At 25.5% G+C, this 13,556-nt stretch carries 11 protein-coding genes and 1 pseudogene; all 12 read left to right on the forward strand.

The annotated features are described in order from the left end of the window. Nucleotide 1: 1 nt before the first annotated feature. The 12 genes and pseudogenes from BN1711_RS06065 to BN1711_RS06120 all read left to right on the forward strand — a co-directional run bounded on the left by BN1711_RS06065 (nt 2) and on the right by BN1711_RS06120 (nt 13,459). Entirely contained in the window at nt 2–760 is a 759-nt protein-coding gene (locus tag BN1711_RS06065; RefSeq protein ID WP_050607283.1) for a lantibiotic immunity ABC transporter MutG family permease subunit, read from the forward strand. 193 nt (nt 761–953) lie between these two features. Next, nucleotides 954–1,613 carry a response regulator transcription factor gene (locus tag BN1711_RS06070; protein WP_050607284.1) on the forward strand — a complete coding sequence of 220 codons (660 nt, stop codon included), beginning with the start codon at nt 954–956 and terminating at the stop codon, nt 1,611–1,613. Nucleotides 1,614–1,617: 4 nt separating this feature from the next. Next, nucleotides 1,618–2,982 carry a sensor histidine kinase gene (locus BN1711_RS06075; RefSeq protein WP_050607285.1) on the forward strand — a complete coding sequence of 455 codons (1,365 nt, stop codon included), beginning with the start codon at nt 1,618–1,620 and terminating at the stop codon, nt 2,980–2,982. A gap of 132 nt (nt 2,983–3,114) precedes the next feature. Next, complete coding sequence (locus BN1711_RS06080; RefSeq protein WP_050607286.1) at nt 3,115–3,807, forward strand: response regulator transcription factor; 693 nt, start codon at nt 3,115–3,117, stop codon at nt 3,805–3,807. Then, nucleotides 3,791–5,173 (forward strand): sensor histidine kinase, encoded by a 1,383-nt coding sequence (locus BN1711_RS06085; RefSeq protein WP_129582133.1) that lies wholly within the window; start codon nt 3,791–3,793, stop codon nt 5,171–5,173. The genes BN1711_RS06080 and BN1711_RS06085 overlap by 17 nt, the downstream gene beginning before the upstream one ends. Before the next feature lie 252 nt (nt 5,174–5,425). After that, the gene (locus BN1711_RS06090) at nt 5,426–6,277 is read left to right on the forward strand and encodes a GH25 family lysozyme (RefSeq protein ID WP_050607287.1); all 852 of its coding nucleotides are present in this window, start codon (nt 5,426–5,428) and stop codon (nt 6,275–6,277) included. 16 nt (nt 6,278–6,293) lie between these two features. Then, nucleotides 6,294–6,521 carry a hypothetical protein gene (locus tag BN1711_RS06095; RefSeq protein ID WP_050607288.1) on the forward strand — a complete coding sequence of 76 codons (228 nt, stop codon included), beginning with the start codon at nt 6,294–6,296 and terminating at the stop codon, nt 6,519–6,521. Nucleotides 6,522–6,995: 474 nt separating this feature from the next. Continuing rightward, the gene (locus tag BN1711_RS06100; RefSeq protein WP_050607289.1) at nt 6,996–8,558 is read left to right on the forward strand and encodes a thiol-activated cytolysin family protein; all 1,563 of its coding nucleotides are present in this window, start codon (nt 6,996–6,998) and stop codon (nt 8,556–8,558) included. A 351-nt stretch (nt 8,559–8,909) separates the two neighbouring features. After that, nucleotides 8,910–9,275, forward strand: a complete 366-nt coding sequence (locus BN1711_RS06105; protein ID WP_050607290.1) for a metal-dependent transcriptional regulator — start codon at nt 8,910–8,912, stop codon at nt 9,273–9,275. Nucleotides 9,276–9,515: 240 nt separating this feature from the next. Continuing rightward, nucleotides 9,516–10,811 (forward strand): annotated as a pseudogene (locus BN1711_RS06110) (MATE family efflux transporter). Between the two features lie 432 nt (nt 10,812–11,243). Beyond that, nucleotides 11,244–12,269 carry an ornithine cyclodeaminase gene (locus BN1711_RS06115; protein WP_050607291.1) on the forward strand — a complete coding sequence of 342 codons (1,026 nt, stop codon included), beginning with the start codon at nt 11,244–11,246 and terminating at the stop codon, nt 12,267–12,269. A 227-nt stretch (nt 12,270–12,496) separates the two neighbouring features. Next, on the forward strand, nt 12,497–13,459 hold the full coding sequence (locus BN1711_RS06120) for a helix-turn-helix domain-containing protein (RefSeq protein WP_050607292.1): 963 nt from the start codon (nt 12,497–12,499) through the stop codon (nt 13,457–13,459). The last annotated feature ends 97 nt before the right edge of the window (nt 13,460–13,556 follow it).

Here is a 13,556-nt window from a genome sequence, read left to right on the forward strand (position 1 = left end):
TATGGATACATTTATTAATGGATTTAAAGCTAATTTTATAAAGCAGAAACATTCTAAGATTTCATTAATTCATATAATCTTACCATTAATAGGAGCACTTATATTTTCATTGTTTTTTTATAATTATCCACAATTTAGTAATGAAAAAAAATTGCAAGTTATAATTGAAATCGCAACTTCAATATTCCCACTTTTAATAGGAATTGTAACTACCATTTTCCTGAATATAGAAGAAAAAAACGGTAGATATAGATGGTTTTTATCTGTAGGAACATCAAGAACTGTTAATTTTTGTTCTTTTATACTATATATTTTATTTTGGGGGAGTATTTCTTCATTTATACTATGGTCATTTACCTTAATAGGTCTTGTATGGCAAGGAGTATTTATAGAAGAAGCAGTAAGATTATTTTTTAAACTTATGGTATTTTTTATGATAGGAAATATATTTACTTATATTTTTCATGTGATTATAAGTATGCGTTTTGGAATGGGAATATCTTTAATATTAAGTATTTTTGAAAGTGTTTTTGTAGTATTTATAGGCAATATGAATAATTTGGATAAATGGGAGGCTTGGAAGTTCTTACCCCACGCTTTTTCAGTGAAAATATCCCAAATTACCTTGTGGAAAGACTTTGGACAAAGTATAAATGTAAGTTGTATTACTTCTTGGATTATGATATTAGCGTATACTATTATATTGTTAATTTTCTCCATATTGTGGATAAATAGATGGGAAGGTAAAAGAAGTGAATAAAAATTGTAAATTATTTTTCTCAGAAATATATGGTATAATTGATTGAAATGAAGGTATCTTCAATGGAAAATAACGTTTATGATATTATATTGATATAACAAGAATTATTAATATCTAAAAATTTTAATAAGAAAATAATAGTTAGAAAAACAATGGTTATTAAGGTTTTAATATAATAATTAGGGGTGGTCTTTTGGCAAAAATATTAGCAATTGATGATGAAAAAAACATTCTAACATTAATTAAAAATGCATTAAAAAAAGATGGACATGAGGTAGTGTGCATAAGTGAACCTATAAAGTTAAAATTAAACGAAATAAAAAAATATGATTTAGTACTTCTAGATGTAATGATGCCAGACATAGATGGATTTACATTATGTGAAAAAATCAGAAATATAACAGATGCACCTATAATATTTTTAACGGCTAAAACTTTAGAAAATGATATTTTAAAGGGGTTAAGTATTGGTGGAGATGACTATCTTTTAAAACCTTTTAATATAAAGGAACTTAGAGCAAGAATTGTAGCACATCTCAGACGAGAAAATAGGGAAAAAAAGAATGCTATTTTAGTATCAGGGGTTCTTATTGACTTGAATGGTAAGGAGATATTTATAAAAGATGATAAGGTTTATTTAACCAAAACAGAATATGAAATTTGTGAATTTTTAGCTAGAAATAAAGGTGTTGTTTTTACAAAGGAACAGATATATACACAAATATTTGGTTATGACGGAGAAAGTGATAATATAACTATAGCTGTTCATATTAAAAACATTAGAGGAAAGTTTGAAAAGTTTAATGTTTCTCCTATTGAAACTATATGGGGAATAGGTTATAGATGGGAGTAAAATAATGAAAGATATAAAAAAAGAGAAGAGCTTAAAACAGGTTTTTATAAGCTGTATTTTAACTTTAGTTTTGACTATTGGTATATCTATCATTATACCTTTAATAATATTTGCTGTATTCATAAATAAGGAAATAATTTTGCCAGCTAATTATTATGAATTAAAGGCAAAAAATATTGAAAAAAGGTTAAAGAATTTTACTGTAATTAAAGATGAGGATATACCTAAAGAGTTATCTTATGTAATTTTTGATAAGAAAATGAATATAACTTCTACTAATTTAAATAATAAGGAGATTAAAGAGACCATAGAATATATTAGAGGAAATAGAGAGGGAAGGGTAAATTGTTATATTTATATTCAAACTTCTAATAATTCCTGTGTATTACAATATTCTATTAAACCTAAATACAAGAATAGAACATTAAATAGGTTATTACCTAATCCTATGACATTAATATTTATTATTATTATATTAAATATTTTAATTTCTTGTATAATTACTATAATTATATTTTCTAAAAAATTAAAAGAAGAATTATTACCACTTTTAAATACTACCAGGCAAATAAACATACAAAATTTAGATTTTGTGGTGGAGAAATCTAAAATAAAGGAGTTTAATGAAATTTTAGACTCTATAATAGATATGAGAGAAGAATTAAAAGATACATTAAAAAAGAAATGGGAAGAAGATAAAATAAAGAACCAGCAATTATCTGCATTATCTCATGATATAAAAACTCCGCTTACAATTATTAAAGGAAATACCCAGTTACTTTTAGAAAGTGATTCCATAGAGGAAGGAAAGGAATATGGAAATTTCGTTTTAGATGGGGCTACTGAAATAGAGCAATATATAAATATATTAACTACCTCATTGAAGGCAGAACGTAATTTAGGGGTACAAAAGAATAAAATATATACAAAGGATTTTATTAAGAAAGTAGAGAAATCAGCATATTCTTTATTTCAAACTAAGAAAATAATCTTAAAAGTTAATTATAAGGATATTCCAGAAGTTATTGAAGGTGATGAAACTTATATTTATAGGGCAGTAACTAATATTTTAAGCAATGCTTTCGATTATTCAAAAGCAAATGGAAATGTGTATTTACATATTTATTCTAAAGATAATTACTTGTATTTTAAAATAATAGATGAAGGTACAGGTTTTACTAGTGAAGGAATAAAATGTGCTAGTAAAATATTTTATCAAGAAGATAAAAGTAGATCTAAAAATAATCATTATGGAATAGGGTTATATTTAGCTGCCTTAGTTGCAAAAGAGCATGGCGGGGATTTAATTTTAAATAATTCTAATAAAACCTTAGGAGCAGAGGTTACATTTAAAATGAAAATAAAATAGTTATGGTTTATATATAACTAGGTTAATGTTGTTTAAAATTTTATTATAAGTTTGGACTTCTCTACTACAGAGGAGTTTATTTTTATGTAATTTATTTGTTATAATTATATAGGTTACAAAAGGAGGATATATATGGTATATAAAATATTAATAGTAGATGATGATAAACCTATAGTAGAGTTTTTAAATATATTTTTAACCAAAGAGGGTTATGAAGTGGAAACGGCTTATAACGGTAGAGAAGCATTAGAAAAAATAAATAATGAAAAATTTAATCTAATTTTAATGGATATAATGATGCCTAAAATGGATGGATTTGAGGCTATTAAAAAGATAAGAGAAATTATGGACATACCTATTATATTTTTAACAGCTAAAGATAGCCAACAGGATAAAATTAAAGGTTTCATATCCGGTTGTGATGATTATATAACTAAACCCTTTGATTTAGTTGAACTTTCCTTAAGAGTAGGAGTACTTCTTAAGAGAAGCTCAAAGTTAGAAGTTGTATCAAATAAGAATATTATAAAAATAAAAGACTTAAAGATTAATGTAAAAGAACATACGCTACATAAAGATCATAAAGAAATAAAACTTACCCCAAAAGAATTTGATATTTTACTATTACTTTCAAAAAATAAAGGTAGAATTTTTTCTTCTAATGAAATATATGAGAGGGTTTGGGAACAGGAGTTTTTAGAAAATGATAATAGCTTACTTACTCATATTAGAAATTTAAGAGAGAAGCTTGAGGATACAGTGAAAAATTCTAAGTATATTAAAACTGTTTGGGGAGTAGGTTATAAAATTGAAAAAGAAGTTTAAAACTCATTTAGTAGGAGAACTTATAGCAATTTTTATTATATCATTAATACTTACAACTATTAGTATATCTATGACCTTTAAAAGTTTAAATATTTCTGCTTTTAATATTAATAAAATATTATTTCCAAAGCATTATGAGAAGGACTATATAATTGGACGTTATAAAAGATTTGTTGGAGATAATGTAGAACAAATTATAAAGAAAAATACAAAAGAGATTAAAGTGCCACATAAAATGGATAATATACTTAAAGAAAAAATCCCTTATACTTTTAATGGCAAAACTTTAGTGTTTATTGTTAATTCTAAGGGGCAGATATTAAGTTCTAACATTGACAAGGATTTATATGGTATAAAAAGTTTTAAAATAAATGAAGGCTTGGCACTTAAAAGATATGACAAAATGTTACTAAATATTAAGGAAACAAAGAAAATAAGTGATGATTTATATATGATAATTTTAAATGACTCTGTTATAGATGGAGAAATTACTATAATTTATATAGAAATAATTATATTTATGATTATAGCTGCCATATTGGCCAAAGGAAGATTAAAGTACATTATAGATATTGAAAAAGATGTAAATAAGCTTTATGAGTCAGATTTTCAAGAAACTATAGCTTTAAAATACAATAATGAACTTACCTCCTTAGCTATTTCTTTAAATGATATGGCCACAAAAATAAAAAAGAACAAAAAAAATGAAGAAGAGTTCTTATTAAATATATCTCATGATTTAAGAACACCATTAACTTCTATATTAGGTTTTTTAAATCTTTTGAAGAATAAAAAATATGAAAAATCGGAGGAAAAAGAAAAATATATTAATATTGTAGAAGATCAATGCTTGTATTTGAAAACTCTTATAGAGGAGTTTTTCGATTTTTCAAAACTAAAATGGAAAAATGTTAAATTGAATAAAAATAATATAAAGTTACAGGAATTTATACGTCAAATAAGTGATGGTTTTTATCCTCAATTAAAAGAATACAATATTAAGTTAACCATGAATTTTACTAAAGAACCTTTATATATACAGGTTGATATTGATAAATTTATGAGGGTAATAGAAAATTTATTTTCTAATGCTATAAAATATAGCAAAGAGGATACGGAAATAATTTTAAATTTATATAAACATAAACAAATAATACTTATAGAATTTTGGAATATTCCTAAAGAAGATATAAATAAAGGGGAATTGAAATATTTGTTTAAAAGGTTTTATAAAAAAGATTCTTCTCGTGGTAGTAAAGGAGCGGGACTTGGACTTGCTATAGCTTTAGAAATAATAAAGCTTCATAAAGGCAGTATAGAGGCGAAGATAGAAAATAAAAAACTAGGAATTATAATAAAATTATAAAAATATATGTGTTTTATGAAGAAATATAAATTAAATAATATTTTTTTGTTAATAAAACTCTTAGTGTATAGATTAGATAAATAGTCTAAAAGCACTAAGAGTTTTTAAGTTTAAAGATTACTCTCTATATAATTTAGCGCATAATTTTTTAATAGAGGGGTTATTAAGTTAGAGAAAATAAAATTAGACAACAGTTTAATAAAAAATAGTGCACTATAAATTTATAGTTTAAATTATATGGGAGTGATGCTTATGGAAAGCAACGGAAAGGATAATATAAGAGGAATAGATATTTCTAGTTGGCAAACAGGAATAAATTATAGAAAAGTCAAGGAATTTGGAGATGTAGTTATAATAAAGGCTACAGAGGGAGTAGATTATGTAGATAGCATGCTAGAGAAACACTATGAAGGTGCAAAATCTGCTGGACTTAAAGTAGGATTTTATCATTTTTTTAGTGATAAAACAAATCCCATAGAGCAAGCAAAGGATTTTTGGAATGCTATTAAGAATAAAAAATTTGAAGTAATACCTGTATTAGATATAGAAACTTCAAAAAGGTCTAAAAAAGAAGTAACAGATAGATGTATATTATTTTTAAATGAAATGAAAAGACTTAGTGGATTTGATTGTATAATATACACTTATACTAACTTTGCAAGAACTAAATTAGATACAAGACTTTCAAAATATTTATTATGGATTGCGGAATATGGTGTAAATTGGCCCGGAAGCAATGGTATTTGGACAAGCTGGGTAGGATTTCAATATACAGACAAGGCCAAGGTACCCGGAGTACCAAACTTGTGTGATGCGAATAAATTTACAGAAGGCATTTATATAAATGGGGGGAGAAAAAAAGTGAAATATATAGTTATTTATAATAATGGTGCAGATCAAAGAGCAGCAGAATATTTAGCAGATTTTTTAAGCTGTCCTACTATAAGTAATAGTAGAGCATTTGATTATTCCACTGTAGAGCATGTATATGCTGTAGGATATACAAAGGAACATTATACAAGTTATGTAGAAAAGGTTATATCTGGAGATGGAAGATATTCAACCTTAGAGGCTGTATTAAAATATATTAGAGAAAATAGTTAATAGGGAAGTGAATTTTATGAAAAATTTAGTATTATATAATAATTCTATAGATGAAAGAGCAGCAAAATATTTAGCAGATTTCTTGCAATGTCCTTGTATGTTTAATTTTACAGATAGTAAATATGATGATGCGGAGAATTTATATGGCATAGGAGGAGGAAACTTTCCTTACAAAGCAATAGTTCTAAAAGGTTCAGATAGATATGCTACAGCACAAGCGGTTTTAAACTATATAAATAAATAAAAATAATTTTGTATACAGGAAATAAGATAGATGTTTGTAATCTATCTTATTTTTTTATTAAGAAATGATTTAATATTCAATGTAAATATTTTAATAAACAAACCACGTGACTTAAATTAAAAAAAGACAACAAAATACTTATTTTGTAAATATAAAAAAATTTTTTTAAGAATATTTAAATTTGTTTGAAAAATAACATAAAATGATGTATAATAAAAACATAAATATTAAATTTGTGTTAACTCAATATTAATTCAATGTTAATTTAGTGAGAAATCCATATTAGGTTGATGAAGAATTAAATTATTATTAGATTTAGTTAAAGTAATTATTAATCTAATTCGGAACTAAAGGAGGTTGGAATGTTAAAAAATAGACAATCCCTAAGATGTAACATAAATATTTTTGTGGTCAATTGTAAATTTACATTTAAAAATTATATAAATTATATGAAAATTAAGGAGGGAATACAAAATGAGATTCACTAAGAAATTTTTAAAATCATTATCAAGAGTAATATTAAGTGTTATTATTATAACTGGATTAACAAGTAATTATAATTTTAACGATACTATGAACAAAACTTTATTGGCAAATGCAAAAAATGAAAATAATCCTTCAGTTAAAAATAATAGTGATGAAATAGATAAGAATATTTATGGATTAACTTATGATCCAAATACTATATTATCATCTAACGGAGAAAAAGTTGGAAGCTTTATACCTGCAGAAAGTTTTGAAAACCCAGGAAAATTTATTGTAGTAAAACGTGAAAAGAAAAGTATCTCAGATGCAACTTCAGATATTTCTGTTATAGATTCAATGAATGATAGAACTTATCCTGGTGCTATACAACTTGCAAATAGAGATCTTGTAGATAATAAACCAAATTTAGTTTCATGCGAAAGAAAACCTATTACTATAAGTATTGATTTACCTGGTATGAGTAAGGACGGAAAAAAAGTTGTAAAATCACCTACTTATTCATCAGTTAACGCAGCAATAAATTCAATACTTGAAAAATGGAACACAAATTATTCATCTAAGTATACTATACCTACAAGAGTAAATTATTCTGATACTATGGTATATAGTAAATCCCAATTATCTACAATGCTTGGATGCAACTTTAAAACTTTAAGTAAATCTTTAAATATAGATTTTGATTCTATATACAAAGGTGAAAAGAAGGTTATGCTTTTATCCTATAAACAAATTTTTTATACAGTAAGTGTAGATGCACCAAATAAACCATCAGATTTATTTGGAGATAGTGTAACTTTCAATCAATTAGCTTCAAAAGGAGTAAATAAGGACAATCCTCCTGCATATGTTTCAAATGTTGCATATGGTAGAACAATTTATGTAAAATTGGAAACAACTTCCAAGAGTGCAAATGTTAAAGCAGCCTTTAAGGCACTAATAAATAACCAAGATATAAGCAGCAATGCAGAATATAAGGATATATTAAATCAAAGTTCTTTCACAGCAACTGTTTTAGGTGGAGGAGCGGAAGAACACAACAAGATAATAACTAAAGACTTTAACGAAATAAGAAATATTATAAAAAATAATTCGGTTTATAGTGCTAAAAATCCAGGATACCCAATTTCCTATACAACTACTTTCTTAAAAGATAATAAAATAGCAACCGTAAATAATAAAACAGAATATATAGAAACAACTTCAACAGAATATACAAATGGTAAAATAGTACTTGATCATAGTGGAGCTTATGTAGCTCAATTTGAAGTAACTTGGGATGAAGTAAGTTATGACAAAGATGGTAAAGAAATAATTGAACATAAAGCTTGGTCAGGAAATGATAAAGATAGAACAGCTCATTTCAACACAGAAATATATCTAAAAGGAAATGCTAGAAATATATGTGTAAAAGCATGGGAATGCACAGGACTTGCTTGGGAATGGTGGAGAACTGTTATAGATGAAAAAAATATACCATTAGTAAAAGAAAGAGTAATTTCAATATGGGGAACAACTTTATATCCTAAGACTTCTAATGAGGTTAAAGAATAAACTAAAATTTAAAATAATATAATTTTTAAATGTAATATAAGATTAGGCTTGTTTTTTAAGATATTTAAGCATCTTAAAAAGACAAGCCTAATTTTTTCAAATTAATAATATTAAAAGATTTTTAATTGATAATATAGTTTTACAAAATAAAGTATATTGAAGTAATCTATAAGAAAAATAAAATCATAATATAGTAATTAAAGTAAAATAGTATTTAAAAATTATATTGATGTGTGAAAAGAAATGTCAGATTATCCATTGCGATTAGGATAATTGAAAATTAAACATAATTGGTATATTATATATATAAATAAAATGCTTAAAATAAGTTCTATTTTTGGAGGTGAGCTGATGCATAATATAGTAGATTCTTCAGAAAATTATCTAGAAGCAATTTATAGAATTAAATTAAATCAACAATGTGTTAGATCAATAGACGTTGCTAACTTTTTAGACCTTAGTAAAGCTTCTGTAAGTAGAGCAATGAAAAAATTAAAGGATAGTAAATTAATAGATATAAATAATGATGCTTTTATAGAATTAACTGAGGAAGGAAAGAAAATTGCAACATCAATATATGAAAAACATATGTTTCTTAGGCAGTTTTTTATTAAAATTGGAGTTGATGAAGCAGTAGCTGACAAAGATGCCTGCAAAGTGGAACATGTTATTTCAGAAGAAAGTTTTGAAAAAATGAAAAAATACTTTAACCCATAATATTAAGAAATAAAACTTTATGATAAAAGAATTATAGTTTATCATAAGGTTTTTTACATATAAAATTAGGAATTAGTTTATTGATAATAATTATTATATATGTATAGTATCTCATTTTTATCAAATATCTATAAATCAAGGATTTGATGAATAAAGGAGAAGTTTTAGGTTTATAGCAAAATTTATAGTTACGAAGGAGTTAAAGTTTTGGAAAAGACGTTAATAAAAAACATAGTAAAGTTGGCAGCACCAATATTTTTAGAAACCTTACTTATAATGTTATTAGGATTTGGGGATATCCTTGTATTAGGACATTATTCTGACAATGCAGCTATAGCAGTAAATACGGCGAATCAACCTATAAACATATTGAATATAGTTTTTACACTTGTAGCTAGTGCAGCCTCTGTTTTAATATCTCAAGCGCTTGGAGCTAAAAATAAAAAACGAGTTTCTTAAATAGCTATAGTTTCTTTAATATTTACTTTTATATTAGGAATTTTTTGCACTCTATTCTTTTGTTTTCTGGGAAAAGAAATTCTTATGCTTATAGGGCTTAAAAAGGAATTATTAGAATATGGACAAACTTATATATTAGTTGTAGGTGGATTTTTATTTCTTCAAGGAATAATATCTGCATGTACTGCAATAGTAAGAACTCATGGTAAACCTAAGCTCTCTCTTAACATTACATTTTTTATGGTAATATTGAATCTTTTATTAGACTATGTTCTAGTTTACGGAATTGCTATATTTCCGTCTTTAGGAGTAGCTGGAGCTGCAATTGCAACAATCATTAGTAGATTCATTGGGGCAGTACTTTTATTTATATATACGTTTAAAAATATTGAAAAACTATCTTCTTTTAAAATTATCAAACATTTTCCTAAAAACATATTAAGGGAATTGATGAGTATAGGAATTCCCTCAGCGTTGGAATATTTAAGTTATAATATAGTACAAATTATATTAACATCTTTAATATTACGATATTTATCAAAAGAAGCCATAGCTGCTAGAACTTACATTTTCCAATTGACTATGTTTGTATATGTATTTTGCCTGTCTATATCTCAGGCAAATCAAATATTAATTGGTTATTCAGTTGGAGAAAAAAATTATGATATTGCAGATAAAACTTGTATGTTATCTATGAAATTATCATTAATTATTACTATGATAATGAGCTTAATAGCTATAGCATTTAGGTATAAATTAATAGCTATATTTACAGTGGATGAAAAAGTTATTTTAATAGGAGCCGGAATTTTAATAGCGGATATTGCCATAGAGTTTGGGAGAACTTTTAATTTGATATTTATAAGTGGACTTAGAGGAGCTAGTGATGTGATTTTTCCAGTAGTTATGGCTTTAATATCTATGTGGGGAATTTCATTAGGTTTAGCAATAGTTAGTATACATAATGGATGGGGAATTATAGGTATATGGATAAGTGTAGCACTAGATGAATGTTTTAGAGGATTTTGTATGCTAAGTAGATGGAAAAGTAAAAAGTGGATTAGTAAAACGGCTTAAGAAAGTAAGATTATAAATATTTAAGTATTTAATTATATGAAAAATAAAAAAGATTTTGAATAAAAAGCATCTACTTAGTAGATGCTTTTTTAAATTATGGGAAGGTAACATTTTATTGAAATTAATTACTAAAGATGGTATAATGATAATTGATTTCAATTGAAAATGAAGAGTGTTAAAAAGCTAAAAATATTTTTTAAATCATAAAAAAGTCAAGTTCATATAAATAAAGTGAAAATTAATATGTCTAAAAAAACTATGTGGAATGTGTTGACATTGTTGGTGTAAAATGTTAACGTATAATTGTAAGTACTTAGTGAACGTTTTCAAATCAAGTTTTAGATTATGAAGGTTCATCATTATTTGTATTTTTTTTCACAATTATTCGGCCGAATAGTTAATATTTAAAAATTATGATGAGGGGTGTTAAGTATGGAAAATTTAAAGACAATGTATATTGATTTACCTACTATGGCGCAATACTTAAAATCAGTTGGTGCGGAAAAGGTTATGGAACGTCTTGTACCATATTTAGAAGAAGATTATAAACGTTGGGAAGATTTTGATAAAACTCCAAGAACAGCACATCATACGGATATCGGTGTTTTAGAATTAATGCCTATAGGTGATTCAAAAACTTATTCATTTAAATATGTAAATGGTCACCCACAAAATCCTAAACATAACTTTTTAACAGTAATGGGTATAGGTCTTTTAGCAGATGTATCAACTGGATTTCCATTGCTTTTAGGGGAATTGACATTAACAACTGCTCTTCGTACAGCAGCTAATTCAGTAATGGCTGCAAAATATTTAGCTAAACCTAATTCTAAGAAAATGGCACTAATCGGAAATGGTTGCCAAAGTGAGTTCCAAGCACTTGCTTTTCATCACATATTAGGCATAGAAGAAATTTATTGTTATGATGTAGATCCAGCTGCTACTGACAAATTGATGGACAATCTAAAACATGTAAAAAATCTTAAATTAATAAAATGTAATAGTACAAAAGAAGCTTGTAAGGGTGTTGATATTATAACAACTGTTACTGCAGACAAGAGAAACGCTATAGTTATCACACCAGATATGGTTGAACCTGGTGTGCATATAAATGGCGTTGGAGGAGATTGCCCTGGAAAAACAGAACTGGATTCTGATGTTCTTCGTATGGGAGATGTTTATGTTGAGTTTGAACCTCAAAGTCGTATAGAAGGAGAAATTCAACATATGGATAAAGACTTTAAAGTAATAGAAATTTGGAATGTAATTAAAACAGGAAAGCCTATAGACAGAAAACCTGATGAAATTACTATTTTTGATTCAGTAGGTTTTGCTATAGAAGACTTTTCAGTTTTAAGATTAATGTATGATATTGCAAAAGAAGAAAATGTAGGGGTTCCACAAACTCTTGTACCAAAATTAGAAAATCCTAAGGATTTATATAGTATGCTAAGATAAAAAAATAACAATTAAAAATCCGGGTAATTAATTATATACCCGGATTTTTTTGTGCTCATTATAATAATGTTTTCTAAATTTCAGTAAATATTTAGATGATTCTTATAATAAATCTTATTAAGTTAAAGAATTATAAGTTGAATAAAAAACTATAAAAACATAATATATTATACTATGAAAGATAATTTATATAATTAAAAATTAAAATATAATAAAAGGAGGATAGTATGAAAGAGTCTTTTTTTTGCAAAGAATGGATACAGAAAAATAATATTAAAATTGAAAAACATAAGGATTATTCTATTATAAAGTATATCTGTGATGATGATGGCTATGGTAGAGTTATAAGCTATAATTTATTTACAGGTATTAATATAATATTTATGGACTTTCATACATTACAATCTTTTAATGAAACAATATTAAATAATGAAATTATAGAAATAAGACATTCTAATAAAGGAAGAGTAGAATTTGAATTTGGTGATAGGGGAGTATTTTATCTAAAAGAAGATGAATTTTGTATAAATAAAGCAAAAAATTTACCAGTAAAATATTCATTTCCATTTGCCTATAATAGTGGAGTAAGTTTAGTTATAGATAGGTCAATAATCAATGAAAAAACTCAACAAGTATTGAGTTTATTTGGAATAAATATTAAACAATTATGTAGTAATTTAGATTTAAATTTACAAAACTTTATATGTAAAACTCCTTCTCAATTAACTCATGTATTTAGTGAGCTGTATACTGCTAAAAACTCTAAGGATATTGATTATTTTAAAATAAAAAGTATTGAAATTTTACATTTCGTTTCTAAATTAAAGAATGTAGATAGATTTGCTACAACATATTGTGTTAGGAAACATATTAATATAGTTAAAAAAATTCGAGATAAATTGGTGTATAATCTTGAGGAAAAAGTTTCTATAGAAGAACTTGTTGAAGCAGAGGATATTAGCTATACAACCTTTAGTACTGTGTACAAGCAAATCTATGGTAAAAATCCTTATACATATTTAAAAGAGTATAAGATGAATTATGCAGCTATTAAACTTAAAGAAAGTGATATGAATATAAGTCAAATAGCATTATCTTTAGGTTATAGCAATGCTAGTAAGTTTACCAAAGCATTTAAAGATATTTTTGGAATTTTGCCAAAAGACTATAGAAAGAAAATAATAAATTGAAAATGATGTTTTAAATAAAATTATATAAAATATTAAGATTATTTTAAGACTGCTTAACTCTAAAAATATTAATTTATAAATTAATATTTTTATAAAA

It is taken from the genome of Clostridium niameyense, assembly GCF_001243045.1.
Classification (GTDB): Bacteria; Bacillota; Clostridia; order Clostridiales; family Clostridiaceae; genus Clostridium_F; species Clostridium_F niameyense.

What these genes read in the sequence shown, in the direction of transcription:
- BN1711_RS06065 (WP_050607283.1), top strand. Translation starts at nt 2, where the DNA reads ATGGATACATTTATTAATGGATTTAAAGCTAATTTTATAAAGCAGAAA.
- BN1711_RS06075 (WP_050607285.1), top strand. Translation starts at nt 1,618, where the DNA reads ATGAAAGATATAAAAAAAGAGAAGAGCTTAAAACAGGTTTTTATAAGC.
- BN1711_RS06080 (WP_050607286.1), top strand. Translation starts at nt 3,115, where the DNA reads ATGGTATATAAAATATTAATAGTAGATGATGATAAACCTATAGTAGAG.
- BN1711_RS06090 (WP_050607287.1), top strand. Translation starts at nt 5,426, where the DNA reads ATGGAAAGCAACGGAAAGGATAATATAAGAGGAATAGATATTTCTAGT.
- BN1711_RS06095 (WP_050607288.1), top strand. Translation starts at nt 6,294, where the DNA reads ATGAAAAATTTAGTATTATATAATAATTCTATAGATGAAAGAGCAGCA.
- BN1711_RS06100 (WP_050607289.1), top strand. Translation starts at nt 6,996, where the DNA reads ATGAGATTCACTAAGAAATTTTTAAAATCATTATCAAGAGTAATATTA.
- BN1711_RS06105 (WP_050607290.1), top strand. Translation starts at nt 8,910, where the DNA reads ATGCATAATATAGTAGATTCTTCAGAAAATTATCTAGAAGCAATTTAT.
- BN1711_RS06115 (WP_050607291.1), top strand. Translation starts at nt 11,244, where the DNA reads ATGGAAAATTTAAAGACAATGTATATTGATTTACCTACTATGGCGCAA.
- BN1711_RS06120 (WP_050607292.1), top strand. Translation starts at nt 12,497, where the DNA reads ATGAAAGAGTCTTTTTTTTGCAAAGAATGGATACAGAAAAATAATATT.